Source organism: Rahnella victoriana (genome assembly GCF_021276285.1).
Taxonomy (GTDB): Bacteria; Pseudomonadota; Gammaproteobacteria; order Enterobacterales; family Enterobacteriaceae; genus Rahnella; species Rahnella victoriana.
The window spans coordinates 2955284-2981655 of record NZ_CP089919.1 but is presented as its reverse complement, the minus strand read 5'-3'; the positions used below and the strand labels follow the sequence as shown (position 1 = coordinate 2981655).

The window sequence follows — 26372 nt, the reverse complement described above, 5'->3', positions numbered from 1 at the left end:
TCAACCGCTGTCAGTCTGGCGGTTAACCTGAAGAGAAATGTTGTATTACGCGGTTATGAAAAAACGGGCGGTGCGCGGGGTTGGGAATCCGTGAAGAACAGTGAAGGGATAAGACGTTGTATGACTGCACGCGGAGGGGCACGGCTGGAGAAATCCAGCGACCACAGCATCGGCATGGCCTGTAAATCAAGCATCGGCAGATGCACCAGCAGCACGCAATATCCGCAGGCGGCATCGCTCATGTCACCGGCAAGCAGCGCCTTAACGGCATCGTGCGGCGCGGATTTACAGGTTTGCTTGTCGCAATGTTCCATCGATGATGAGTGATGGCCTGACATATTCATGTCAGCCATATCTGCGTCCGGCATCTCCATGTCCATATCGGACATCATCATGCCGGGCATCATCATATGCTGCGCACCCTCTGCCACCCGTGATTTGGAAATCACCGGCGCAATAAACAACATCAGTATCGCCACCATCCCGAGCCAGGCCGGGAAGTGCAGGTGTCGATGATGGATGTGTCTGAGTGAGAGCATTATGTCAACAAGGTGAAAATAAGAAGCGGCGAAATTGTACCTGAATTGTAGAGAAACATATCCAAAATCATTCGAGTTGCATCAAGGCGGCTTGAAGGATGATGGATACAAAAAAGCCCGCTCGGAAGCAGGCTTTTATTCAGGTATTAACGACGGAGATTATTTGTCGTTTTTCAGCTTACGCATGACCAGCGTGGCGTTGGTGCCACCGAAGCCGAAGCTGTTAGACATCACCGTCGTCAGCTCGCGCTGAGTCGGTTTAGTGATGATGTCCATGCCTTCTGCCTGCTCATCGAGGTTTTCGATGTTGATGCTTGGCGCGATGAAGCCGTGCTCTGCCATCAGCAGGGTGTAGATCGCTTCCTGAACGCCAGCGGCACCCAGAGAGTGACCGGTCATGGCTTTGGTGGAAGACAGTGCCGGGGTTTTATCGCCGAACACTTCACGGATAGCACCCAGTTCTTTCACGTCGCCGACCGGAGTTGATGTTCCGTGCACGTTAACGTAGTCGATTGGGGTATCCACGCCGTTCATTGCCATTTTCATGCAACGCACTGCGCCTTCACCGGATGGTGCCACCATGTCTGCGCCGTCAGACGTTGCGCCGTAGCCAACGATTTCTGCGTAGATGTGTGCGCCACGGGCCAGAGCGTGTTCCAGCTCTTCGACAACAACCATACCGCCGCCGCCTGCGATAACGAAACCGTCACGCGCTTTGTCGTAGGTACGGGAAGCTTTGTCTGGAGTTTCGTTGTAGCTGGTGGACAGTGCGCCCATGGCATCGAATTCACACGCCATTTCCCAGCACAGTTCTTCACCACCACCGGCAAACACCACATCCTGTTTGCCCAGCTGGATCATTTCTACCGCGTTACCGATGCAGTGTGCAGAGGTGGCGCAGGCAGAACTGATGGAATAGTTAACACCGCGAATTTTGAACGGCGTCGCGAGGCAGGCAGACACGCCGGAGGCCATCGCTTTGGTCACCATGTAAGGACCCACGCCGCGCAGCCCTTTGGCGCGCATACCGTCGGAACCCGCAACCTGGTTGCGTGGAGAACCGCCGCCGGAACCTGCAATCAGGCCGGTACGTTCGTTGGAGACCATTTCAGGAGTCAGACCGGAGTCTTCAATCGCCTGTTGCATGGACAGGTAAGCGTAGATCGAGGCATCACTCATGAAACGCACAATCTTACGATCGATAAGGCCTGCGGTGTCTAATTTGACATCACCCCAGACGTGACTACGCATCCCGGCATCTTTCAGCTCTTGCGAGAAGGTGATCCCAGAGCGACCTTCCTGCAGAGATGCAAGAACTTCCTGCTTGTTGTTACCGATGCTCGAGATGATACCCAGGCCAGTAATCACTGCACGTTTCATTTAATACCTCTTGTACTATTCACCATTTGGGATTTCGTCACGCACTCTAGCGTACAGTTGTACGCCGAACAAGTCCGATCAGCAATTCCTTGTGTAAATCGTGGTAAATTTGCGCAGGGTCAAACGCAGCGTTAAACTCCGGCATCGCCTTGAACTGAGAGAGTTTCACGTGAGCCATAACCCGATCACGCCCGCCGAATTAAGCTGGAACGAACAGGGTACACCTGTTTCCCGACATTTTGATGACGTCTATTTTTCCAACCAGAACGGCCTGCTGGAAACCCGTCATGTTTTTCTCAACGGCAACCATTTTCCGGCGCGTTTTGCCGCGCACCCTCGCCCGCTGTGTATCATCGCGGAGACCGGTTTTGGCACCGGTTTGAACTTTCTGTCGCTGTGGCAGGCCTTTGACGCCTTCCGCGAAGCACACCCCGACGCCACGCTGCAACGTCTGCATTTCATCAGCTACGAAAAATTCCCGTTATCTGCCCGTGATCTGGCGACAGCGCACACGCAGTGGCCCGAACTCGCTGCGTATTCCGCACAGCTTTGCGAACAATGGCCGATGGCCTTTTCCGGCTGTCACCGCCTGTTACTGGCAGGCGGACGCATCACGCTGGACCTGTGGTTCGGTGATGTGACTACCCTGCTTCCGGCATGTGACACCAGTATGAATCAGCAGGTTGACGCCTGGTTTCTCGACGGCTTTGCCCCGTCCAAAAACCCGGATATGTGGACGGAAGATTTATTCCGCTCTATGGCGAAAATGACCCGTCCGCAAGGCACCTTTGCCACCTTCACCGTGGCCGGTTTTGTCCGCCGGGGATTGCAGGACGCCGGTTTTGACATCGGTAAGGTGCCGGGGTTCGGCGAAAAACGGCATATGTTAGCGGGCGCGTTACCGGCAGGCATTGACGTACCTCATCCTGCGCCGTGGTATGCGCGCCCGGCGGCGAAAAATGCCACAGAATTTGCGGTAATCGGCGGCGGTGTGGCCAGCGCCGTGTTGTCGCTGGCGTTGCTACGCCGTGGTTACGCAGTCACGCTGTATTGCGCTGATGAAAAACCGGCACTTGGCGCTTCCGGTAACCGTCAGGGCGCGGTATATCCGCTGCTCAATGGCCGCGGCGACACGCTGGAAAACTTCTTTGCTCACGCTTTCACTTTCGCCCGCCGCCAGTATGCGCAGCTCGAAAAGTGGGATGTGCCTTTCGACCACGGCTGGAGTGGCGTCACGCAGCTCGGCTATGACGAAAAAAGTCAGGGCAAAATTGACGGCATTATCAGCGGCGGCTGGCCGGAAGATCTGGCAAAAGGGCTGACGGAAGAAGACGTGGAGGCGTTGTGCGGATTGCCCTGCGGCAGCGGCGGCGTGACCTATCCGCTCGGCGCGTGGCTTTGTCCGGCACAGCTGACGGCTTCGCTGATTGCGCTGGCCGAAACACAGGGTTTAACGGTGCATTATCGCCAGCGCGTGACAGCGTTAAATTCCGACGCAGAGTCTCAGTGGGCGCTGACCTTTGCCGACGGCCATGTTGCGCGTCATCAGGCGGTGGTGCTGGCCAACGGCGCGGACATTACCGATTTCAGTCAGAGTGAAAAACTGCCGGTTTACGCGGTCAGCGGTCAGGTTTCGCATATCCCGACCACTTCGTCGCTGAGTAAGCTGAAACAAGTGTTGTGTTACGACGGGTATATGACGCCGGTCAGCCCGCAAAATCAGCATCATTGCATCGGTGCCAGCTATCACCGTGCGGATAAATGCACGGATTACCGGGAAGAGGATCAGCAACAAAACCGTCAGCGTCTGATCAGCTGCCTGCCGGAACAGCAATGGCCGCATGAGGTGGATGTCAGCGAAGGCGAGGCGCGAAATGGTGTGCGTTGCGCCACCCGTGACCATCTGCCGATGATCGGTTCGGTGTCGGATTACGATGCCCTGCTGGAGAGTTATAAAAAGCTGGATCTGGACATTCAGCGTCATCGCCCGATTGCAGAAGCGCCGGTCTATGAAAACCTGTTCCTGTTTGGCGCACTCGGCTCACGCGGCCTCAGTTCTGCCCCGCTCGGCGCAGAAATTCTGGCGGCGCAGATAGCCGGTGAACCGATACCTCTGGACAGCGACACACTGTCGGCGCTGAACCCGAACCGCATGTGGGTCAGAAAACTGCTGAAAGGCCGCCCGGTCGAATCGCATTAATCCGTCCCTTCTCAGGCAATAAAAAAGCGCAGCCGGTTAACCCGTCGCTGCGCTTTTTTTTACTGAAAAGAGATTACTGAGGGAGAGATGCCTGATACAGATTTTCCCACATCCCCTGCACCAGAAGCTGATCGCGCGGCGACAGTTCACCGGCTTTGATGGCTTTGTCCAGGCCGTCCTGAACACGGAGTTTCAGCGCTTCGGCGGTGTGTTCACCGTTTTCTTCCGCTTCTGCCACGGCGACAGTCAGATGGCCCCGCAGATAACCACTGGCAAACAGTTCGTCGTCACTGGCGCTTTCAACCATATCGTCGATCAGCGTTAAAATCCGCGTTTCAAATTCTGCGATCATTACTCTTCCTCTCGTATCCGGTATTTATTCAATCGGCTGCAACGCCGGGAAGTCCGCAGGCGTCAAAGGGGGCGTATTGTAAAACGATTGTAACGCGTTAATAAAGCGCGCCGGTCTTTCAGGGATGCCTTGCTCCAGCATACGCAACACTTCTTCACGCACTTTATTCTGAAAACCCACGCGGTCCGGCTCGCAATCGCCGCTCAGGTTGTCGCAACTGACATTGAAACGGAAACCTGCCGCCGCGCAGAACAACCATTCGTAAGACTGGGGTTTGATTTCGACTTTCTCGAATTCACTTTGTGTTTGCGCATCGCGGCCGTCCGGGCAATACCAGTAGCCGAAATCCACTCGTTTACGACGCTCAGCACCGGCCACGCACCAGTGGGAGATTTCATGCATACCACTGGCGTAATAACCGTGCGCGAACACAATGCGGTTAAAGGATTCCTGTTCATCGGCAGGCAGATAGATCGGCTCGTCGTCGCCTTTGACTAAGCGAACGTTGAATTCCTCAAAGAAGCAGGAATCAAAAATGTCGATCAATTGATGATAGTTATGTGTTGCAGTCGAATCTGACATAAAAGCTGTGAAACTCAGTAAGTGAGAAAGGGCGACAATATACCCTTGTTTAAACACCCGATTTCATGACCTCAGGCAAGCATTTTGCTGCTCCTGACATTATAAATGCAGGCTTAACCAGTGCATGATTTCAGTGCCGTGATTATCATAAATTAACTTACAGCTCATCACGACGGAAACGGCCACCACCATCGGGCGGATCATCTTCTGGCCTTTACTCAGCACCATCCGCGCGCCCAGCCGTGCGCCGATAAACTGCCCTGCCATCATCACAAAACCCAGCACCCACACCACTTTGCCGCCCAGAATGAAAAATAACAGGCCACCAAAGTTGGAGGTGAAATTCAGCACTTTCGCATGCGCCGTGGCTTTTGCCAGATTAAACCCGCATAAGGTCACGAAAGCCAGTGCGTAGAAAGACCCGGCACCGGGGCCGAAAAAGCCATCGTAGAAACCGACGCAGCCCCCCGCCACCAGCGCATACGGCAGCGCATTCAAACGTCTGGCGCGATCGCTTTCACCCAGACGCGGTGTCAGCAGGAAATACAAGCCGATGCAGATGATCAGCAGCGGCAGAACCTGACGCAGCATGTCGGCGCGCAGATGCTGGATCAGGATCGCGCCGATCACCGAACCGACAAAGGTGCAGGCGATATTCAGTTTCTGATCATTGAGATCCACCACCCCGCGCCGCACAAAGTACAGGCTGGCGGAAAAAGACCCGCCTATCGATGACAGTTTATTGGTCGCAATCGCCTGCGCCGGAGGAACCCCCGCCGCGAGCAAGGCAGGCAGGCTGATCAACCCGCCGCCACCTGCTATGGAATCAATGAAACCGGCAAAAAGTGCAACGAAAAATAAAACAACCAGAACCCACGGGGCAACAATCAACCAGTCCATTTTCTGTCAGCTCGCTATGCATGGCGAAGAGTAAGTGAAACCTGTTAAAGAACGTGTTTATCCAGCAGCGCCTGACATGACGGCGGCAGCGGAGGCGGCTCTTTTTTCACCGGCTTGCCTGTCGAAGGCTTCGGAGGCAGGAACCAGCTTTGCAGTTCCGCACCACAGCCATCTCCCGGCGGCGGCGGTGCCTGGTTTTCACATTCCAGATTACCGACCGGGCAACGCAGACGTACGTGCATGTGTGCACGATGACCAAACCACGGACGCACTTTATGCAGCCATTCGCGATCCGTTCCGGCATCGAGGCAAAGTTGCTGTTTGATGGCCGGGTTGACGAAAATCCGCACCACGTCTTTATCCTGCGCCGCCATTTTGATCAGCGTTTCGATGCGTGGCTGCCACTGGCTTGCCACAATGGATTTGCCATTGGCGCTGACCAGATCGATAGGTTGCGGCCTGAGCAGCATTTGCTCACTCCAGCGCTGACGCGGCAGTTGCAGCCAGATGTCCACATCCAGCCCCGACTGATGGCTGGCATGACCGCTGCTGAATCGGCCGCCCGCAGGCATCGCCATATCGCCGATCAGCATGGTGCCCAGCCCTTTTTGCTGCGCCTGCGTGCCAAGACGGGTGATGAACGCCAGCAAATCCGGTTGCCCGAAATAGCGGCGCTGATCGGTGCGCATCACCTGATAATCAGACGAATTCAGCGGCAATGGCTGCGCGCCTACCTGACAGCCATTGGCATAACTGCCAATGGCCTGCGGGACACCGGCAACCGGCTGGGTGATTTTCTGCCACGGCGTGGCCGCCATCGCAGGGGCGCACAGTGCAAGCGCCAGAAGACTGGCGCAGACAGCACGAAACACAGGAAGCGTACGTGAGGATTTCATCGGTTGGATTACCAGCGTGGCACGGTGGAATGGACGTCGCCGTTCTGAGCGCGCTGACGCAGCAAATGATCCATCAGCACGATCGCCATCATCGCTTCAGCGATTGGCACCGCGCGGATACCGACACAGGGATCGTGACGGCCTTTGGTGATCATCTCTACCTGCTCACCTTCACGGTTGATGGTGCGACCCGGAACGGTGATGCTGGACGTCGGTTTCAGCGCCAGATGGGCAACCACCGGCTGACCGCTGCTGATCCCGCCGAGAATGCCTCCCGCGTGATTGCTTTCAAAACCGTTCGGTGTGATTTCGTCACGATTCTCGCTGCCGCGTTTGGCAACCACAGCAAAACCGTCACCGATTTCCACGCCTTTCACCGCGTTAATGCTCATCAGCGCATGCGCCAGATCGGCATCCAGACGGTCAAACACCGGCTCGCCGAGACCGACCGGCACGTGATCCGCCACAACCGTGATTTTGGCACCGATGGAATCGCCTTCTTTTTTCAGCGCGCGCATCAGTTCGTCCAGCGCTTCCAGCTTGCTTTCATCCGGGCAGAAGAACGGGTTGGTTTCGACCAGATCCCAGTCTTTCAGCTCGCAGGTGATATCGCCCATCTGGGACATATAACCGCGCACCTTAACGCCGAATTTTTCCAGCAGGTATTTCTTCGCCACGGCACCCGCCGCCACGCGCATGGCGGTTTCGCGGGCAGAAGAACGGCCGCCGCCACGGTAATCGCGCACGCCGTATTTCTGCTCGTAGGTGTAATCCGCATGTCCCGGACGGAACACGTCTTTGATGGCACTGTAATCCTGCGAACGCTGATCGGTATTCTGGATCACCAGACCGATGCTGGTGCCGGTGGTCACGCCTTCAAACACGCCCGACAGAATTTTCACTTCGTCGGCTTCGCGGCGTTGCGTGGTGTAACGCGAAGTGCCCGGACGACGACGGTCGAGATCGTGTTGCAGGTCTGCTTCGGTCAGCGCAATGCCCGGCGGCACGCCGTCAATAATACAGCCCAGTGCCACACCGTGGGATTCGCCAAAAGTGGTGACGCGGAAAAACTGCCCAATACTGTTCCCTGCCATCACGGCTCCTTAACCATTATGTTGATGGATTGCAGAATAGCCGGCGCTATGCCGGCCATCATTGTCAGAGGCGACTTTTAGTCTTTGTATGCGTGGAATGTTTCCGCGCAATCGAGGAGTTGCTGTTTGGTCAGCATAAAGACACCGTCGCCGCCGTTTTCAAATTCCAGCCAGGTGAACGGGATCTCAGGATATTGATCCATCAGATGCACCATGCTGTTGCCCACTTCACAAATCAGCACGCCGTTGTCGGTCAGGTAATCCGGCGCACAGGCCAGAATGCGGCGGGTCAGTTTCAGACCGTCAGTGCCGGAAGCCAGACCCAGAACCGGCTCGTGGCGATATTCCTGCGGCAGATCTGACATGTCTTCTTCGTCCACATACGGCGGATTGGTCACAATCAGGTCGTATTGCAGCGGAGGCAGTTCGCGGAACAGGTCAGAGCGGATTGGCGTAACCCAGTTCTCGATGCCATGTGTGTCGATGTTGCGTTCTGCCACGGCCAGCGCATCGGCAGAAATGTCGACAGCGTCAACTTCGGTTTCCGGGAATGCATAAGCGCAGGCAATAGCGATACAGCCGCTGCCGGTACACATGTCCAGAATGTGCTGCGGTTGCTCACTCAGGATGCCGGAGAAACGGTTGGTGATCAGTTCACCAATCGGCGAGCGCGGCACCAGAACGCGTTCATCGACATAAAATTCCATGTCGCAGAACCAGGCTTTATTGGTCAGATAGGCCACCGGGATGCGCTCGTTAACGCGGCGGATCACACGCTCAACGATACGGTGACGCTCGCTGGAGGTCAGGCGCGCGGTGTGCATATCTTCAGGAATGTCCAGCGGCAAAAACACGCTTGGCAAGACCAGTTGCACTGCTTCGTCCCACGGGTTATCGGTGCCGTGACCGTAATAGACATTGGCCGCGTTCAGGCGGCTGACGGTCCAGCGCAGCATATCCTGAATGGTATGCAGTTCACTGACAGCTTCGTCGACGAAAATTTTGTCCAATTTTATTCTCCAGGCAGTGCACGGGTTTTTAACAGACGTTTAACCCATTATTTGCCGCATAGTTTGCCACGAAGCCCGCCACAAATCAGCAGCTAGTCAACGCACTTGCGCGATGTCTCGAAGAATTTAACCCTGAGTTTTCTTTAAACCGCAGGGCGACGGAAGGTACACTGTGTGAATTGAGCGAAAATGACGATGAAAAGATGAAGAAAAAACACCTGCTCAGCCCGGAAGAAGCCGCGTTATTCCGCGAGGCCGTACCGGGCGTCAAGCGCCTGAAAAACGATACGATTACTCACCGTCCGCCACGGAAAAAGGTGGCCGAACTGTCACCTAAAAAGCTGATTCAGGAGCAGGTGGACGCAAGTTATTATTTTTCTGATGAATTCCAGCCGATGTTGCAGGAAGAAGGCCCGGTTCGTCACATCCGGCCAGACATCAGTCATTTTGAACTGAAAAAATTGCGGCGCGGCGATTACTCACCCGAGCTGTTTCTCGATTTGCACGGTTTAACGCAGAAAGAAGCCAAACAGGAACTGGGCGCGCTGATCGCCGCCTGCCGTCGCGAACATGTCCACTGCGCCTGCGTCATGCACGGTCACGGCAAGCATATTCTCAAACAGCAAACGCCGCTGTGGCTGGCACAGCACCCTGACGTCGAAGCCTTCCATCAGGCCCCGAAAGAACTCGGTGGCACCGCCGCCCTGCTGGTGCTGGTGGAGCTGGACGACAAAATCAGCTGACCCCTACCCCAACCACCAGAAACGAGAAAGGCACAGCCGGAGCTGTGCCTTTCTTTTGTCTGTCGCTGAACTGTCTGTCTCAGAACAGATCCCCTAAATAATTCGGATTGCAGGAAGGCGGCAAGTGAACGCATCCCCGGGAGCATAGATAACTATGTGACCGGGGTAAGTGAGCGCAGCCAACGCATCTGCAATGCGAAGTATGACGGGGATTATACTTTGGCCATGACCTGGCATGGGCTGAACTGCCAGTCAAACGTCCCCTGACCGGTTTCCCCGTTCAGCTCGATGCTGGCCATGGCTGATGTGGCAAACATCGGCGGGCAGACGCCCGGACACAGTTCTGCCACCAGATAACCGACCAGCGGCAGGTGAGAGACCACCAGCACGGCACTGACGCCGGTCAGCGCCAGATGTTGCAGTTCACTGGCGACCAGAGCAGGATCACCGCCCGGCGTCAGCTCTTTCAGAATATCAATTTCAACGTTTTCAGGCAGAGCCAGACACTGGCGCACTTTTTCAAGTGTCTGCTGCGCACGCAGGTACGGACTGACCAGAACACGGTCAATGTTGACGCCACGGCCATTCAGCCAGGCAGCCATATGTACTGATTCGTCACATCCGCATTCGCTTAACGGGCGAACTGAATCGCTTGCAGCTTCGAGAACTGCATCACCGTGACGCATAATTACAACTTGCATATTGCACCGCTTTTGTTAACAAAAATAGCGCTATACAGAAACGCCTTGCGTGCTGTATCACCCGTTGCCCAGCATGTCAGTCACCGCAGAGGTGACCGTTCTCATTACAAGATAGCTGTAAGGCAGTACATCCACTTAACGCGCTGTGCCCACATGCTTTGCATGGTAAGCATCAGCGGTCGGGCATTTTGCCTGAAAGTTCACGTAAAGAAAACGCTGTTTTTTACACCAACCCTTACCGGTTGTAAACCATTGTGCTGATTATTTAACCACTCGGGTTGTAGATCAATCGTTTGGCTTTGTTTCTGTACAAAGTCAGCCTCACCATAAAAAAGATCCCGCCGGCATATGTCTGGCTGCAAGCAGGATCTGTTCCAGATTCGCGCGAAATTCAGCAATAAGCAGTGACCGCAATCACACTTCACTGACCTTTTCGCGTGCCTCGCGCGCTGAACAGAATCCTTCCCCCTGCTCTGCGCGACGTAATAATCCTTCGCAGGGCGCAAAACGTTCGCCATATTGCTGCGCCAGCTGCTCAAGGGTTTTCACCACATTGGCCACACCCAGCGATTCGATGTAACGGAACGGGCCACCGCGGAATGGCGGGAAACCAATCCCGAACACAGCCCCGAGATCGCCATCGCGGGCACTGCGGATCACGTTCTCATCGAGGCATCGTACCGCTTCGTTGAGCATCAGCATCACGCAGCGGCGGGCGATCTCTTCTTCCGGTTGCTGCGCTTTTGGCGTGACATTCAGCAGGCGATAGACCGACGGATCGACCTGTTTTTTCTTCGCCGCCCGTCCTTTCTGGCTGTAAAGGTAGAAACCTTTGCCGTTTTTACGCCCTTTGCGGTCGTCTTTAAGCACCGCATCAAAGCCGGACGGTGCGGCAAACCGCTCACCAAACGCCTCTTCCAGAATGGGTACGATTTTGGTGCCGACATCAATCCCGACTTCATCCAGTAACTGAACCGGTCCGACCGGGAAGCCGAAATTCACCAGCGCGCTGTCAATGTGATCGACAGGTTCTCCGGCCAGCAGGCAACGGGCCGCCTCATTGATATAAGGAGCAAGAATACGGTTTACATAGAATCCGGCGCTGTCGCCCACCACAATCGCTGTTTTCCCCTGTTTCTTCGCCAGCGCCACGGTGGTGGAAATCGTCTGTGCGCTGGTGCCTGCGTGGGGGATCACCTCCACCAGCGGCATTTTATCCACCGGGCTGAAATAGTGCAGACCAATGACCTGTTCGGGTCTGGCGGCCTGCTCTGCGATGCGATGGATCGGCAGGGAAGAGGTGTTTGAGGCAAAAATTGTGTGCGGCGCGGCATTTTGTTCGATTTCTGCCACCATTGATTGCTTGAGTGACAAGTCCTCAAATACGGCTTCCACCACGATATCGATGCGCGCAAACCCGCTGTAATCGGTGGTGCCGGAAATCAGCATCATCTGACGCTGCTGCTCGTTGCGGGTCAGCCTGCGGCGACGCACTTTTTTCTCCAGCAGATCCCAGCTGTATTTCAGCGCATGGCGGATGCCTTCGTGATTAATGTCTTTGATGCGCACCGGCAGACCGGCTTTGGTGGCGGTCACGTTGGCGATACCGCCGCCCATCAGGCCGCCGCCGAGAATGCCCACACGGCGCACCGGCAGGGGTTCGGCGTCTCCGCCCTTTTCTTTCTTCAGCGCAGTAGAAGCAAAAAACAGCCCGCGCAACGCGGCGGATTCCGGCGTCATCACCAGTTCGCCAAACGCGTTGGCTTCGGCCTGATAGCCGTTACCGCTGCCCTGATCCAGCCCGGTTCTTACCACATCAATGATTTTTTCGGTGGCCGGGTAATTGCCGTGGGTTTTCGCCCGTGTCTGTTTACGCACTAAATGGAACAGCACGCTTTTGCCCAGCGGCCCCCCTGCCAGCCGCGCCTGCCACGGTAATGGCGGACGCGATTTACGCCCCTTCGCGACACGCTCCAGCGCCGTTTGCAGCAAAATAGAGTAAGGAACGGCATCATCCACCAGCCCCATCCGCAGCGCCTGTTTGGCGCGAACGCTGCGACCGGTCAGCATCAGCTCCAGCGCTTTTGGCGCGCCGATCAGACGCGGAAGGCGCTGCGTGCCGCCGGAACCCGGCAGTAAACCCAGTTGCACTTCCGGCAGACCAAGTTGGGTTTTGTCATCCAGCGAGCACACGCGGGAATGACAGGCCAGCGCCAGCTCCAGTCCGCCGCCCAGACAGGCACCGTGAATGGCCGCCACCACCGGCACAGAAAATGAGGCAATGTGCGACATCACCGTCTGACCTTTCTGCGCCAGTTCACTGGCTTCGGCGGCCGTCCTGCAACCGGAAATCATGGTGATATCGGCACCGGCAATAAACGAGTCCGGCTTGCCGGAAATCAGCACCAGACCTTTCAGATTCGGATACTGCTGCGCTTTTTGCAAAATGGCGCAAATTTGCTGAGCAAATTCAGCCTTTAAGGTGTTCACCTTTTCGCCCGGAACATCAATAGTGATGATGCCGATATGTTCTGCGGTAAACATCAGTGAGAAAGCGGAAACCGGTTCAGTCGCTTCGGTTTCTGCGGGTTGTCGGTTTTCCATCGTGTCCCTCATTGCGCAGCCTCCACAATCATCGCCGCGCCCAGGCCACCCGCCGCGCACGCTGTGGTCAGCCCGTATTTTCCGCCACGGCGGCGTAATTCATGCAGCGTTTGCGTAATCATTCGTGCGCCGGTTGCGGCAAACGGATGCCCGTACGCCAGCGAACCGCCCAGAACGTTGAATTTATCCCAGTCAATTTCGCCAACCGCCTGACTGCGACCAAGTTTTTCACGGGCAAATTCATCACTGGCTAACATTTTGATATTCGCCAGCGTCTGCGCCGCGAACGCCTCATGCATATCAATCAGATCCAGATCGCCCAGCGTCAGTCCGGCGCGATCCAGCGCCAGCGGCGTGGCATAAGCCGGGCCGAGCAGCATATCTTCCCAGACGTCGATGGCGGCGAAGGCAAAACTTGTCAGATAACCCAGCGGTTTCAGACCCAGTTCCCGCGCACGCGATTCACTCATCATCAGCACCGCCGCCGCGCCATCGGTCAGCGGCGTGCTGGTGGCGGCAGTGACCGTGCCGTGTTTGCGGTCAAACGCCGGACGCAATTTCGCGTACTGGCCGATTTCAGAGTTGAGACGAATATTGTTGTCTTTTTGCAGCACCTCGCGGTACGGCGGCACCTGCGCGGCCATCACCTGAGAGGTCAGATACCCCTGCTCCCACGCCTGCGCGGCCAGTGTATGCGAGCGGTGCGCCAGCTCATCCTGTTCCGCACGGCTGATGTGATGACTTTTCGCCATTTGCTCGGCCGTATCGCCCATCCGCAAACCGGTGGAATATTCCGCGACCGCCGGTGGCACCGGCAGTAAATCGCGCAGTTTCAGTTTGCTGAAAATGGAAAGGCGCTGCGACAGCGTGCGCGCTTTATTCACGTCCACCAGTGCGCGGGCGAGACGTTTACTGACGCCAATCGGCAACACCGAGGAGGAATCCGCTCCGCCCGCGATCCCGACACTGACCGTGCCGCTGAGAATGCTTTCCGCCACGTTCGCTACCGCCTGAAAGCTGGTGGCGCAGGCGCGCGACACACTGTAGGCATCGGTCGAAACATTCATGCCGGTGCCCAGCACAATCTCACGCGCAATATTCGGCGCCTCCGGCATCTGCACCACCTGGCCGAAAACCAGCTGGTCGATGTCTTTCGGGTCTATCCCACTTTTTGCCAGCAGCTCACTGACCACGATCTTGCCGAGATCGACAGCAGGAATGCCGTGATAGGCGGTGGCCTGTTTCGCAAACGGCGTACGCAAGCCATCGACAATCGCAATGCGATCGCCCTCACGCGTTACCAGTGGAATGACTTTGTTCATACACGCTCCTGAGAAAAAATAGGGTCTTAAGAGGTCAGACCTGATAACTCAGTTTTAACCATGTATTTACATTTGGCAAAGCGAAAGGCAGTGAAGTGAGAGCAACAGCAAATTTTTCTGAAATAAGAAGGAGAAGAAAAGTGACTGGCAGGAATAGCAGACAAAAAAATACCGCTTATATAAGCGGTATTACAATTTAAAACTTCCCCTAAATAATTTGAGTCTCAGAAAGGCGGCAATCGAGGTAATCCCGATGAGCTGACATAAGTCAGTGATTCGGGTTACTGAGTGCAGCCAACGCATCTGCGGCTCAAAGTATGACGGGGATTAGCGCAAGGCTAACTGGAAGATCATGGTCTCAGCCTGACAGCTAAAGGTGAAATCGATATTCAGCTCAACGCCGCCTTCGACTTTTTCCAGACGGCTGGTGATCTCGCATGGCTCGGATTCTACATCGCGCGCACGTTCGGTCAGGGTTTGCAGCATTTCTTTCGCCTGTGCTTCATTTTCGAAAACGCGGCTGTAAGAGGCGGTGCAATCGGTGTTGTCCATGATGGTACCCACATCAACACAACAGCAGGCGGCGGTTTCTTCCGCGCCACATTTGTTGATGGAATGCAGAGGTTGGGTGGATTTAGAGGACATAGTTACGTCAGACATCATTTTCTCCCCGGCATCAACGGCAACATCCACCGTCTGGCCTGTTTGCGAATAAAGAATTTATTTTCAGCCTGTATTTTACGCCACCGCCCTGACAACACACGACAACTTACTTTTTATGTGGCTTTGGGGTGATCCAGATCACGTAAATGCAAGCAATCGGTTAAAACTAAGTCTGCCTTCTCACTTTAACGTTTCTTAATTGAACTTTTATTGTTGGTTTTTTGTTAAGTGGATCCAATTTCTTGCATCAAGTAAGAAATATCAATGAAACATTATTGCAACTACACCACAGGTCAGACCTATACTTCGCTCACTGGTCTGATTTGTCAGACTGATAACGGACCCTACAATCCCGCGCTCATTGTTACGTCATGTAACATTGTTTGATAAAAAACATAAAATTGAGGTTTTGGTCATGAACCAGAAAAACCTGTTTAAAAGATCAGCTCTGGCAGCTGCAGTGGCAATTGTTTCCTCCAACGTATATGCAGCAGGTTTTCAGTTAAATGAATATACCGCTGCGGGCTTAGGTCGCTCCTTCTCTGGTGAAGGCGCTATCGCTGACACCGCAGCGTCCGGTAGCCGTAACCCGGCAACCATGACCATGTTCGATCGCCCTTCCTTCTCGGCAGGCGCGATTTATGTCGACCCGGACGTCAGCGTGACGGGGAAATCCCCGGTCACCGGTGCCAGCACCAGTGATGATAATATTGCGCCAAATCAGTGGGTGCCGAATATCCACTTTATTATGCCTCTGGACGATCAGTGGGCGGTCGGCGCATCCGCCACCTCCAACTACGGGCTGGCAACAGAATTCAGTGATAATTATCCGGCAGGCCCGATCGGCGGTGAAACAGACCTCACCACCATCAACACTAACTTAAGTGTCGCTTACCGTTTAAACCAGAATTTCAGCTTCGGTGTCGGCTTTGATGCCGTCTACGCGAAAGCGAAAATCCGTCGTACCGCCGGTGAGCTGGTTCCGCTGCAAACGGGTGGCCTGCTGCCAGCCGACACGGAAGCCGCCAAGCTGAAAGGTAACGAATGGGGCTACGGCTGGAACGCCGGTATCTTGTATGAAGTGGATGATAATAACCGTTACGGTTTCACCTACCGTTCAGAAGTGAAAATCGACTTTGACGGCGAATACCGCAACGGCATTCCGCAGGCGTTAGGCGGCACGGGCGGTCATACCGTTCCGGGTTCTCTGACCCTCAACCTGCCAGAAATGTGGGAATTGTCCGGTTATAACAAAGTCGCACCGAAATGGGCGATTCACTACAGCCTGGCTTACACCAGCTGGAGCCAGTTCCAGGAGCTGAAAGCCACCGGTTCTGACGGTCAGACCCTGTTCCAGAAAGACGAAGGCTACCATGATGCGTACCGCATCGCGTTGGGTACCACGTATTACTACGACGAGAACTGGACCTTCCGTACCGGTATCGCCTTCGATGACAGCCCGGTTCCGGCAGATAACCGCACCATTTCTATCCCGGATCAGGATCGCTTCTGGATTTCCGCGGGTACCACTTACGCCTTCAATAAAGATGCGTCAGTGGATGTCGGTGTCTCCTATATGCACGGCCAGACAGTGAATATCAGCGAGAAAGTGGCAGACGGTGTGCCGAACTATGAGTTCGAAGCGAAAGGCACCGCGATGCTGTATGGCGCGAACTTTAACTATAGCTTCTGATAAGCCAAAGTTACGCCAGAGAGAAAAAAAGCGCCGGAAGGCGCTTTTTTTATGCACAAGAAACGGTTATTCCGCATCGATATCCTTCAGGTCGCCCTGAATCAATGCCGCGTTCGGGTTTTCCTGCGGCGTCAGCTGACCGCCTCTCGCCAGGAAATCATGACGCTGGAAGTATGCTTCACGAATAAACAGATACGGATCAGAAGAGTTACGGATCAGGCCATCAGAATCGAGCAGTTCAGCACGGGTTTCGACGCCTTCCAGTACCCATTTACCGGCCGACATCCAGAAGGTCAGGTAGCTGAGCATCGGGTACAGATCATCGACCAGATCGCCCCCTTCATCACGAATGGTCGCGCTGCCATAACCCGGCAGAACCACATACGGACCGTAGCCGACACCGTAATGTCCCAGCGTGCTGCCGAAGCCTTGTGCTTCCTCGCGCGCCAGTTTCGGATTCGCCATGCCCGCCACGTCAATCAGACCGCCCATCCCCAGAAGCGTGTTCAGGAAGAAACGGTTGAAGTGGATCGCCGCACGGTACGGATCGCCTTTCAGCAAGGAGTTGACCATGCTGGCCGGTTCATCAAGGTTGCTGAGGAAATTGCTGGTACCGTTACGCGCCGGTTGCGGCACGTAATCACGCCATGCGACGGCAACAGGCCGCACGAGGTACGGATCCATATAGTTGTAGTTAAAGTCGAACATCACCCGGTTGAAACCTTCCAGCGGATCAGAACGTCCTTGCTGTTCGCTGTCCGAAGATCCGGACGTGCCGGCACAACCGACCAGCAAAACTGTCGCAAACGCCAGCCCAGTCAGGCGTAAGTTCATGGATATCTCCCTGTTTTTGATCGTCGGTTCCTTATTATGGAACCTGCTGATTAATGTCGATGCTGACCTGACCGTTGCCGGAAAAATCAGTCAGCGGACTGTCGCCGTACCAGTCACCTGAGGCCGGGGTTGCCAGACCATTTTGTGAAATACGAACGCGTACTTTTAATTGATGCAGCGAAGAAAGCAAGCGTTCCGGCATCATTGCGTTACTGTCATCGACAGTGATCGCCAGCGGGAAGCGGCTGAGCGGCAGCTTTTTAACCGCTACCGGCACCGGACTGCTGCCATCTGTCACGGAAATAAAGACCGTGCCATTCTGCGGAAGTTTCGTCTGTGCGTCAGCAGAAAGCGTCACATTGACCGCCAGTTTAGCCTGATCCAGACCGGCTTTCTGTTTTGCCTGTGCAATGCTGGCGTTAACCATTTCCAGACGCTTATCCCCGGCAGGCAGGATTTTCTGCATAACTTCCCACGCGCCAATGGCTTGCGGGTAGTGACCCTGTTCATATTCATTATAGGCCAGCAGGCTTAGCACACGCAGATCGCCCTGAGATTTTTCCAGCATACTGCGTAACAGATTGCCGCCGGTAAGGTTATCCTGCGGATCCGACGAGCGGGTCAGCACTTCGGCATAACCGAGTTTGACGGACATATCGTTTGGCGCGAGCTGATACGCATGGGCATACGCCTGCGTGGCAGTGGCGGCATTGTTGAGCGCCATCCCGACCCGGCCAAGCATCACCCAGTCCTGAATATTATCCGGATTAGCCTGCAAATCGGTACGCAATCCGAGCCCCAGATCCTGCACATCCGTGGCGGTCAGCGGCGCACCGTGATCGTCAGCAATGCGGTGGCGCAGATCAGGCATGTGTTGCATCACCTGATTCCACGCACTCACCTGCCCCAGACCACCGGCGTAGAGATACAGCCCCAGCGTGATGATCACCAGCAGAATACCGCCCGGCACCAGCGTCCAGCGGCCTATCGGCTGAACCGCAACCGGTGCCTGTCCGGCAGGAATGTCCGTCAGCAGGTTTTCCTGTAACTCCTGAATATGCGCCGGACGCTCATCCACCACGCCCTGCGCTTCGTCTTCTTCCAGCTCACTCAGACGGTGATGGTAAAACGCTTTGTTCAGCGCATCGCGGGAGGTATGTTCCGCCCGGTCGCCACGCACCACCGGCACAATAAACAGTGCCAGCGCGATAACCAGCATCACAATAATGCACAGCCAAAAAATGCTCATGATCCTTTCCCGTCGCTGTCTTTAAGTAACTGCGCCAGGCGCTGTCTCTCTTGTTCTGACATGTCTTCTGTTGTGTTTATCGTGCGCACCCTACCACGGCGGGAACGCATGAAAATCATTCCCGCGCCAATCACAATCACCAGCACCGGACCGAGCCACAAAATGATTGTCGAGGGCGTGACCGGCGGTTCGTAAGTGACGAAATTACCGTAACGCGCCACCATATAGGCCACGATTTGCTGGCGATCCTGCCCTTCATTGAGCAGCTGAAACACCTTGGTGCGCATATCGGCGGCGATGATCGAATCCGACGCCGCGATATTGGTGTTCTGGCATTTCGGACAGCGCAGCTGAGCGGTGATGTCGCGGTAAGCCTGTTCCTGCTCCGGCGATGTGAACTGATACGTATCAATCGACGCAAAGGCGCTGACACTCAGCAGCATGCCCAGCAGCAACGCGGGCAGTGACGAAATCAGTCTCATACGCTGCCTCCGTATTTTTTGTACAGCGGCAAGACTTCGCTCTGCCAGACCTTTTCATTCAGGTCACCGGCATGGCGATAGCGGATAATGCCCTGTCCGTCGATCAGGAACGTTTCCGGCGCACCGTAAACCCCCAGATCTAACCCCAGCATGCCGTCGCCGTCGTACAGACTCAGCATGTAAGGATTACCCAGCGTATTCAGCCAGTTGACCGCTTTCTGCCGGTCGTCTTTATAATTCAGCCCGACCACGCGCACGCCTTTGGCGGCGAGGGTATTCAGATAATCGTGTTCGGCGCGGCAGGTCGGGCACCACGTCGCCCAGACATTGAGCAGCATCGGTTTGCCGTCGCGCAGTACCGACTGATCGTAGGTTTTCCCCGCCTGCGCCAGCGATTCCAGTTTAAACACCGGCACTGGTTTGCCGATCAGGGCAGATTCCAGCAAGGTCGGATCATCGCCGTTGGCATTGCGGGTCAGTTGCACCAGAAAAGCCGCCGCCAGCGCCAGAAACAAGATCAGCGGAATAAAGAGGAGTTTACGGTTCATGCTTCTTCAGCCTCCGTCAGCCCTTGCTTCTTAAGCTTTTTGCTCATGCGATAGCGCGGATCGAGAATACACAGCACGCCGCCCGCCGCCATAAACAGGCCGCCGAGCCAGATCCAGCGGACAAAGGGTTTGTAGTACAACCGCACCGCCCAGGATCCGTCGTCCATCTCTTCACCCAGCGCGGCGTACAGGTCACGCGCCAGATTGCCGTCGATGGCCGCTTCGGTCATCATGCTGCGCGCCACGCTGTAGAAGCGTTTTTCAGCGTGAAGCGTGGTGACTTTTTTGCCGTTCTGCGTGACGTCAATATTCGCCTCACCGCCGGTATAGTTCGGGCCGGTAATGTCACGAACATCGCGGAAAATAAAGTGATAGTCATGAATATCCACGGTATCGCCGGACTTCATGCGCACATCGCGCTCCACGCTGTAATTCTGGCTGAAGGCAATGCCGATCACCGTGACCGCCACGCCGAGATGGCCAAGCACCATGCCCCAGTGACTGCGGGAAAGTTTGGTCAGACCGCGCCAGAATGAATGACGGTGCGTGGCGCGTTCGTGCAATTCCATCAGCGTAAGCACGATCACCCACACCGACATCAGCATACCGACCACGGTCATGCCGACAATTTTATCCTGCAACAACCACGGCAGAAGAATCGACAAGACCAGCGTGACGACCAGCGCCAGGCCCAGACGACGCCACAGTTTGCTCGGTTCATCACGACGCCAGCGCACCAGCGGCCCGATCCCCAGCAGCAGCGCCAGCGGTGCCATCAGCCAGGTAAACATCGTATTAAAGAAGGGTTCGCCGATAGAAATACTGCCCAGCCCGAGCTGTTTGTGGATCAGCGGCAACAATGTTCCGAGCAATACCACCAGCATCGCCGCCACCAGCAGCACGTTGTTGCCCAGCAGATAGCTTTCGCGAGAGTGTAATTCGTGACGGCTCGGCGCGCGCACCGAGTTACCTTTGAAGGCATACAGCAGCAGCGAGCCGCCGATCACAATCACCAGATAAGCGAGGATAAACATGCCGCGCGCCGGATCCGAAGCAAACGAGTGAACGGAGACCAGCACGCCGGAGCGCACCAGGAAAGTGCCGAGCAGACACAGCGAGAACGCGGTGATCGCCAGCAGTACCGTCCAGGCTTTAAACGTCCCGCGCTTTTCGGTCACCGCCAGCGAGTGGATCAGCGCCGTACCGGCCAGCCACGGCATAAAGGAGGCGTTCTCAACCGGATCCCAGAACCACCAGCCGCCCCAGCCTAATTCGTAATACGCCCAGGCGGACCCGAGCACAATGCCGATAGTCAGAAACACCCACGCGGCTTGTGTCCACGGACGTGACCAGCGCGCCCATGCGGTATCCAGACGACCGGCCATCAGCGAAGCAATCGCGAATGCAAAGGCCACGGAGAAACCGACGTAGCCCATGTACAGCAAAGGCGGATGGAAAATCAGGCCGATATCCTGCAACACCGGATTCAGGTCGCTGCCGTCTACCGGGAAATTCGGCAAAGAGCGGATAAACGGATTCGACGTCAGCAAAATAAACAGCAGGAAACCGCCGGTGATCATGCCCATCACCGCCAGCACGCGCGACACCGCATCCTGCGGCATACGGCGGCTGAACAGCGCCACGGCGAGCGTCCAGCAACTCAGCAATAACACCCACAGCAGCAGCGAACCTTCGTGTGCGCCCCAGGTGGCCGCCACGCGGTAATATACCGGCAGACGGGTGTTGGAGTTATTGGCGACATACGCGACGGTAAAATCATTCACCACAAACGCATGCACCAGAATAATGAAGGCCAGCACGATGCAGGCGAACATGCCGTACGCCAGCGGACGCGCCATTGCCATCATCCGGCTGTCCTGACGGGCAGCGCCCCACTGCGGATAAATACTCAGTAACACCGCCAGACCTAACGCCAGACAGAGTGCAAATGTTCCCAGTTCCGGCATCATGAGCGGTCATTTCCTTTATCGTTGCCCACATAGGCCGAAGCCGGCCCTTTGTGGTTTTCTTTCATGGCGTCGGCAACTTCCGGCGGCACATATTTTTCATCGTGTTTCGCCAGAACCTGAATGGCATTCACCACGTTCCCCGGTTCCATCACGCCCTGCGCCACCACGCCCTGCCCTTCGCGGAACAGATCCGGCAGGATGCCGTTGTATGTCACCGCGATCGCGCCGCGCGCATCATAAATTTTAAAACTGACCTGCAAACTTTTCGGATCACGCTTCACGGAACCGGGCATCACCATGCCGCCGATGCGCAGGCGCTGGCCAACGGTCGGCATTTCGTGGTCTTCGCCTTTGCCCTGCAATATTTCACTGGGTGTATAAAACAAATCAATATTCGAGCGCAGCGCGTACATCACCAGTGAGATGCTCAGGCCAAGGCCGATCAGCACCACCAGCGCCAGCGACAGCCGCTTTTTACGACGTGGATTCACAATAACTTCTCCGGGGAAGTGTCCGGTTCCAGCGGTGACGTCTGCGCGTCTTGCTGTTTTTTAGACTGAGACTGACTGATACGTTTTTCACGCGCCTGACGACGATGAACCTCGCCTAGGATCTGCCGGTGCTGCACAAAGGTATGCACCACCAGCGCAATCAGGGAAATCAGGGTGGCGGCGACCGACAGCCAGACATAAAAGGCATAGCCGCCCATCGCAAAGAAATCATGCCAGCTTGAGAATGCAGGGCTCATCCGCGATGCTCCTTATTCAGCAAGCCAGCCACCCACGGACGCAGACGTTCCTGAACCAAAATCAGGTTACGCAAACGCATCAGCGTCAGGGTAATAAAGAAGAACAGATAACCGAAGATCGCCCAGCGCAGCGGATAACGCATGCTCGGGTCGATGGTCTGCTGCATGTTAGTGGATCCCTGATGCAGGGTGTTCCACCACTGCACGGAGTAATGGATGATGGGAATGTTAACCACGCCGACCAGCACCAGAATACCGGCGGCACGTCCGGCCAGACGGCGGTCGTCGAAGGCGTTGTACATCGGCTTGCCCCATGCGGAGCCGGTGACCAGCGCGATAAACGTGAACACCGCGCCGACCGGTGCCATCGCAGCCACCGCCAGATCCGACATTTTCATCTGCCACACCAGGCCGATAAATGCCGCGATCGCCATCGCGCTGTAAATGCCCATCGACCAGATCGCCGCCGGGACATGGATATACATTATCCGGTAACTGTTACCTTGATAAACGTGAACACCGCGCCGACCGGTGCCATCGCAGCCACCGCCAGATCCGACATTTTCATCTGCCACACCAGGCCGATAAATGCCGCGATCGCCATCGCGCTGTAAATGCCCATCGACCAGATCGCCGCCGGGACATGGATATACATTATCCGGTAACTGTTACCTTGCTGGTAATCCGGAGGCGCATAGCCAAAACCCCATACCCAGCCGATCAGCAGGCAGGCAAGACCCATAATGCCGAGCCAGGGAATGAACCGGCCACAGACGTGGTAAAGCCGTTCAGGCCTTGCGAGTTGATGTAACCATTTCCACATTGTTATCGTTGCTCACTATAAAATGTCACTGTGTGATATGCCGTGGAACCTCGGTGGGTTCTTGCGCGGTCAGCCTTCAATCACCCGCACTTATTGTTGGCGTCTCTATTGTTCACTATAGAGAAGTGTGATGTTAGTCAAAGGTTGCGTTTTTTCTTCTCTATTGTAACGACACGTAAAATAATTCTGTGCTACTGGCCAGCGTCCAGGTTAACCCTAAATAATTCGGGTTGCAGGAAGGCGGCAAACGACGCCATCCCGATGAGCTTACACAAGTAAGTGATTCGGGTGGCGAAGCGCAGCCAACGCATCTGCGGCTCGAAGCATGACGGGTTAGTGAACACTGACTCGCAGAGCAGCGGCCGTCGCGAATGGCGCCAGCGTCGCACTGCCCGCCAGCATCGCACCAAGAATGGCCAGATAACCGCCAACGGGCATCGACATCGAGGCGGCATCAATCGCGCCGGTGGCAAAAATCAGCACCGGAATGTACAGCGGCAGCACCAGAAGACTGAGCAGAACGCCGCCCTTGCGCAACCCGACGGTCAGCGCCACACCAATCGCGCCGATAAAACTCAGCGTCGGCGTCCCCAGTAAAATCGTCAGTGCGACGGCTTTCCAGGTGTCAAAATCCAGTGAAAGCAGCAAAGCAATCAGCGGAGAGAGGATCAGTAACGGCAAACCGGTCACCACCCAGTGAGCACATACTTTCCCCAGAACCGTGAGTGCCAGCGGCGAAGGCAGTAACAACAGTTGTTCAAGCGAGCCGTCCAGGTAGTCGTCACGGAACAACCTTTCCAGCGCCAGCAACGAGGACAGCAGCGCGGCGACCCAGACAATGCCGGGTGCAATGCGTGCCAGTAATTTAGGCTCGGGGCCGATCCCGAGCGGGAACAGCGTAATCACAATCAGGAAGAACCACAGCGGGTTAATAATTTCAGCGCTTTTGCGAAAGGCGATTTTCAGCTCGCGGCGCAGGACTTTCGTAAACATTCCTATTCTTTCCCTTTCGCGTCACACCGGCTCAGCACTGGTCAGACGAAGTTTTCGCACGTCGCGGTTCACACCCTGCAAATCCTGATGCGTGGTCAGCAGCACCATTCCGCCCTGCTGCGCATGTTGCTCAAACAGGGCAATCAGTGTGGCAACGCCCTGTTTATCAATCGCGGTCAGCGGTTCATCGAGGATCCACAGCGGCGCTTCACTCAGCCATAAACGCGCCAGCGCGACACGGCGTTGCTGTCCGGCTGACATCTGCGCCACCGTCACATCTTCGTAGCCCAGTAAACCGACATTCTCCAGCGCCTGATAAATAGCGTCGGCATTGGTTTTTCCGGTCACTGACTGACAGAAGGCAAGGTTTTCAAACGCAGTGAGCACTGACTTTACGCCGGGCTGATGGCCGAGGTACAGAAGTTGCTGATGGAAAATATCGCGCTGACGGCGGGTACTCACGCCCTGCCAGCGGACTTCACCGGCGTCCGGAGAGGACAACCCGGCAAGAATACGCAGTAAACTGGTTTTACCGGCACCGTTACGGCCTTCAATCTGCACCATTTCACCCGGTTCGATAGTGAAACTTAAGCCGCTAAACAAGGTCCGCTCATCGCGAACACAGCTCAGGTTAAGGGCTTCAAACATGGTGATGTCTCTTATTTTTCACAAGTGCGCATCATATCACAGGCGCCGGACGTGACGCAGCTTAGGGGACGACAGTTTACAGGGTTGAAATCCCTGAAATCCAGCAAACATTCCGTAAAATGTCCCATAAGGTTCATGGGTTAACGGTTTGTAACTTTTTTGTATACCTGCTCATAATCTTCCCGCCTCGCCTATGCTTATTCAGGAACACCAATAAAACTGACTTGCCGTACTTTTGGGGAACAACAATGACTGAAGAAAAAAAGCATCGCGATGATAACGATGTCGACAGCGACGAACACGCGCAAGGCAAAAAGATCGAAACCGGCGAGGAGAATTTGCCGTCGAAAGCGGCCGCCGTACATGAAGTCATCCGCATGGAAGGGGAGAAAGAACTCGAGCGCGACGGACAGGCGCTGCTGTGGTCAGCCATTGCCGCCGGGCTGTCGATCAGCGCCTCGCTGATGGCGAAAGGCATTCTTCACGCCCGTCTGCCCGATACGCCGGAACGTTTTTTTATCGAAAACCTCGGTTATACCGTCGGGTTCATTATTGTGATCATGGCGCGCCAGCAGTTATTTACCGAAAACACTGTCACCGCCGTTTTGCCGATCATGCAAAAACCGACCGGCAGGAATATCCTGCTGCTGCTGCGTTTATGGGCCATCGTGCTGGCGGGTAACGTGATTGGCGGCGGGCTGGCGGCGCTGGTCTTTCATCTGGTGCCCTTTTTCGATACGGCGACCGACGAGGCATTCCGCACCATCAGTCTGGAAATCATGGAGAAAGACGCCGAAGGCATGTTTGTCGGCGGCATGGTCTCCGGCTGGCTGATTGCGACAATGGTCTGGATGATCCCCTCCGCCGGTACCGCCAAGCTGTGGGTGATCATGCTGATGACCTATATGGTGGCGATTGGCGACCTGACGCACATCGTGGTCGGCTCGGTAGAAATCCTGTATCTGGTGTTCTCCGGTGCCATCCCCTGGTATGAATTTATCTGGCCTTTCGCCCTGCCGACGCTTGCCGGAAACATCTTCGGCGGCACCTTTATCTTCGCGCTGATCAGCCACGCGCAGATCCGTAACGATATGAGTAATCAGAAGAAAGCGAAGGCGAAAAAAGAGGAACGGGAAGCCGCGAAAAAAGAGGCCGCAAAACCCTGACTGGCGAGGAAACAACCAAACGGCAGTCTGACGCCTTATTATTCTGAGAAAAATGGGTATACTACGCGGGCGCTTTCCACAGGCGCCCGTGTCTCCTTAGTTAAACGGATATAACAAGCCCCTCCTAAGGGCTAGTTACAGGTTCGATTCCTGTAGGGGACACCATTTTCACTTCTCATTACGTCTCTTAAAGTCTAAAAATCCATACATTTCAAATCAATAAACTAAACCC

The 26372-nt window shown here is 55.4% G+C and carries 25 protein-coding genes, 1 tRNA gene and 2 pseudogenes; 5 read left to right on the top strand and 23 right to left on the bottom strand.

Annotated features, from left to right (window positions below; genetic code table 11):
* Nucleotides 1–53: 53 nt before the first annotated feature.
* Together J9880_RS13915 and fabB are read right to left on the bottom strand one after the other, a co-directional pair.
* A complete protein-coding gene (locus tag J9880_RS13915; RefSeq protein WP_095922879.1) occupies nucleotides 54–539 on the bottom strand; it encodes a DUF2946 domain-containing protein in 486 nt (161 codons plus the stop codon).
* 159 nt (nucleotides 540–698) lie between these two features.
* Nucleotides 699–1919, bottom strand: coding sequence for a beta-ketoacyl-ACP synthase I (gene fabB / locus J9880_RS13910; protein WP_095922883.1), 1221 nt, complete (start codon nucleotides 1917–1919; stop codon nucleotides 699–701).
* Between the two features lie 169 nt (nucleotides 1920–2088).
* Between fabB and mnmC the strand changes: the two genes are divergently transcribed.
* Nucleotides 2089–4119 (top strand): bifunctional tRNA (5-methylaminomethyl-2-thiouridine)(34)-methyltransferase MnmD/FAD-dependent 5-carboxymethylaminomethyl-2-thiouridine(34) oxidoreductase MnmC, encoded by a 2031-nt coding sequence (mnmC, locus tag J9880_RS13905; protein ID WP_095922884.1) that lies wholly within the window; start codon nucleotides 2089–2091, stop codon nucleotides 4117–4119.
* Nucleotides 4120–4192: 73 nt separating this feature from the next.
* On the opposite strand, the gene J9880_RS13900 is transcribed toward mnmC, so the two are convergent.
* From J9880_RS13900 to prmB, 6 genes are all read right to left on the bottom strand, one after another.
* Complete coding sequence (locus J9880_RS13900) at nucleotides 4193–4471, bottom strand: YfcL family protein (protein ID WP_013574543.1); 279 nt, start codon at nucleotides 4469–4471, stop codon at nucleotides 4193–4195.
* 24 nt (nucleotides 4472–4495) lie between these two features.
* A complete protein-coding gene (locus tag J9880_RS13895) occupies nucleotides 4496–5053 on the bottom strand; it encodes an elongation factor P hydroxylase (protein WP_131694026.1) in 558 nt (185 codons plus the stop codon).
* A 99-nt stretch (nucleotides 5054–5152) separates the two neighbouring features.
* Nucleotides 5153–5953 carry a sulfite exporter TauE/SafE family protein gene (locus tag J9880_RS13890; RefSeq protein ID WP_119822594.1) on the bottom strand — a complete coding sequence of 267 codons (801 nt, stop codon included), beginning with the start codon at nucleotides 5951–5953 and terminating at the stop codon, nucleotides 5153–5155.
* Between the two features lie 44 nt (nucleotides 5954–5997).
* On the bottom strand, nucleotides 5998–6771 hold the full coding sequence (mepA, locus tag J9880_RS13885) for a penicillin-insensitive murein endopeptidase (RefSeq protein ID WP_095925183.1): 774 nt from the start codon (nucleotides 6769–6771) through the stop codon (nucleotides 5998–6000).
* A gap of 86 nt (nucleotides 6772–6857) precedes the next feature.
* Nucleotides 6858–7943 (bottom strand): chorismate synthase, encoded by a 1086-nt coding sequence (aroC, locus tag J9880_RS13880; protein WP_095922887.1) that lies wholly within the window; start codon nucleotides 7941–7943, stop codon nucleotides 6858–6860.
* A 77-nt stretch (nucleotides 7944–8020) separates the two neighbouring features.
* On the bottom strand, nucleotides 8021–8953 hold the full coding sequence (prmB, locus tag J9880_RS13875; RefSeq protein WP_095922888.1) for a 50S ribosomal protein L3 N(5)-glutamine methyltransferase: 933 nt from the start codon (nucleotides 8951–8953) through the stop codon (nucleotides 8021–8023).
* A gap of 203 nt (nucleotides 8954–9156) precedes the next feature.
* On the opposite strand from prmB, the gene smrB reads away from it, so the two are divergent.
* Nucleotides 9157–9696 (top strand): endonuclease SmrB, encoded by a 540-nt coding sequence (smrB, locus tag J9880_RS13870; RefSeq protein ID WP_095925184.1) that lies wholly within the window; start codon nucleotides 9157–9159, stop codon nucleotides 9694–9696.
* A 212-nt stretch (nucleotides 9697–9908) separates the two neighbouring features.
* Here smrB and sixA read toward each other — a convergent pair whose 3' ends face one another.
* From sixA to J9880_RS13850, 4 genes are all read right to left on the bottom strand, one after another.
* Nucleotides 9909–10397: a phosphohistidine phosphatase SixA gene (gene sixA, locus J9880_RS13865; protein WP_095922889.1), complete on the bottom strand. Its 489-nt coding sequence runs from the start codon at nucleotides 10395–10397 to the stop codon at nucleotides 9909–9911.
* A gap of 414 nt (nucleotides 10398–10811) precedes the next feature.
* Nucleotides 10812–13013 carry a fatty acid oxidation complex subunit alpha FadJ gene (gene fadJ, locus J9880_RS13860; RefSeq protein ID WP_408637205.1) on the bottom strand — a complete coding sequence of 734 codons (2202 nt, stop codon included), beginning with the start codon at nucleotides 13011–13013 and terminating at the stop codon, nucleotides 10812–10814.
* A complete protein-coding gene (gene fadI, locus J9880_RS13855) occupies nucleotides 13010–14323 on the bottom strand; it encodes an acetyl-CoA C-acyltransferase FadI (protein WP_195817402.1) in 1314 nt (437 codons plus the stop codon). The genes fadJ and fadI overlap by 4 nt, the downstream gene beginning before the upstream one ends.
* A gap of 327 nt (nucleotides 14324–14650) precedes the next feature.
* Complete coding sequence (locus J9880_RS13850; RefSeq protein ID WP_095925185.1) at nucleotides 14651–14983, bottom strand: YfcZ/YiiS family protein; 333 nt, start codon at nucleotides 14981–14983, stop codon at nucleotides 14651–14653.
* 418 nt (nucleotides 14984–15401) lie between these two features.
* Here J9880_RS13850 and fadL point away from each other — a divergent pair, with 418 nt between their 5' ends.
* Nucleotides 15402–16679, top strand: a complete 1278-nt coding sequence (gene fadL / locus J9880_RS13845) for a long-chain fatty acid transporter FadL (RefSeq protein ID WP_131694030.1) — start codon at nucleotides 15402–15404, stop codon at nucleotides 16677–16679.
* 66 nt (nucleotides 16680–16745) lie between these two features.
* On the opposite strand, the gene mlaA is transcribed toward fadL, so the two are convergent.
* From mlaA to ccmA, 11 genes and pseudogenes are all read right to left on the bottom strand, one after another.
* The gene (gene mlaA / locus J9880_RS13840; RefSeq protein ID WP_095922893.1) at nucleotides 16746–17513 is read right to left on the bottom strand and encodes a phospholipid-binding lipoprotein MlaA; all 768 of its coding nucleotides are present in this window, start codon (nucleotides 17511–17513) and stop codon (nucleotides 16746–16748) included.
* A gap of 34 nt (nucleotides 17514–17547) precedes the next feature.
* Nucleotides 17548–18762 carry a c-type cytochrome biogenesis protein CcmI gene (ccmI, locus tag J9880_RS13835; RefSeq protein ID WP_232769489.1) on the bottom strand — a complete coding sequence of 405 codons (1215 nt, stop codon included), beginning with the start codon at nucleotides 18760–18762 and terminating at the stop codon, nucleotides 17548–17550.
* Nucleotides 18759–19244, bottom strand: a complete 486-nt coding sequence (locus J9880_RS13830; RefSeq protein ID WP_119822598.1) for a cytochrome c-type biogenesis protein — start codon at nucleotides 19242–19244, stop codon at nucleotides 18759–18761. Before J9880_RS13830 ends, ccmI begins: the two co-directional genes overlap by 4 nt.
* Nucleotides 19241–19792, bottom strand: coding sequence for a DsbE family thiol:disulfide interchange protein (locus J9880_RS13825; RefSeq protein WP_119822599.1), 552 nt, complete (start codon nucleotides 19790–19792; stop codon nucleotides 19241–19243). The genes J9880_RS13830 and J9880_RS13825 overlap by 4 nt, the downstream gene beginning before the upstream one ends.
* A complete protein-coding gene (locus J9880_RS13820) occupies nucleotides 19789–21762 on the bottom strand; it encodes a heme lyase CcmF/NrfE family subunit (protein ID WP_095922897.1) in 1974 nt (657 codons plus the stop codon). The genes J9880_RS13825 and J9880_RS13820 overlap by 4 nt, the downstream gene beginning before the upstream one ends.
* Nucleotides 21759–22253, bottom strand: a complete 495-nt coding sequence (gene ccmE / locus J9880_RS13815; RefSeq protein WP_095922898.1) for a cytochrome c maturation protein CcmE — start codon at nucleotides 22251–22253, stop codon at nucleotides 21759–21761. The genes J9880_RS13820 and ccmE overlap by 4 nt, the downstream gene beginning before the upstream one ends.
* A complete protein-coding gene (ccmD, locus tag J9880_RS13810; protein ID WP_095922899.1) occupies nucleotides 22250–22510 on the bottom strand; it encodes a heme exporter protein CcmD in 261 nt (86 codons plus the stop codon). Before ccmD ends, ccmE begins: the two co-directional genes overlap by 4 nt.
* Nucleotides 22507–23016 (bottom strand): annotated as a pseudogene (gene ccsA, locus J9880_RS13805) (cytochrome c biogenesis protein CcsA); the annotation flags it as partial. The gene ccmD and the pseudogene ccsA (J9880_RS13805), both read right to left, overlap by 4 nt.
* Nucleotides 22998–23333, bottom strand: a pseudogene (ccsA, locus tag J9880_RS13800) (cytochrome c biogenesis protein CcsA); the annotation flags it as partial. The pseudogenes ccsA (J9880_RS13800) and ccsA (J9880_RS13805), both read right to left, overlap by 19 nt.
* A gap of 333 nt (nucleotides 23334–23666) precedes the next feature.
* Entirely contained in the window at nucleotides 23667–24326 is a 660-nt protein-coding gene (ccmB, locus tag J9880_RS13795; RefSeq protein WP_095922901.1) for a heme exporter protein CcmB, read from the bottom strand.
* 21 nt (nucleotides 24327–24347) lie between these two features.
* Entirely contained in the window at nucleotides 24348–24974 is a 627-nt protein-coding gene (ccmA, locus tag J9880_RS13790; protein ID WP_095922902.1) for a cytochrome c biogenesis heme-transporting ATPase CcmA, read from the bottom strand.
* A gap of 248 nt (nucleotides 24975–25222) precedes the next feature.
* On the opposite strand from ccmA, the gene J9880_RS13785 reads away from it, so the two are divergent.
* A complete protein-coding gene (locus tag J9880_RS13785; protein ID WP_232769487.1) occupies nucleotides 25223–26140 on the top strand; it encodes a formate/nitrite transporter family protein in 918 nt (305 codons plus the stop codon).
* A gap of 90 nt (nucleotides 26141–26230) precedes the next feature.
* Nucleotides 26231–26305: transfer RNA gene (locus J9880_RS13780), tRNA-Arg, on the top strand.
* The last annotated feature ends 67 nt before the right edge of the window (nucleotides 26306–26372 follow it).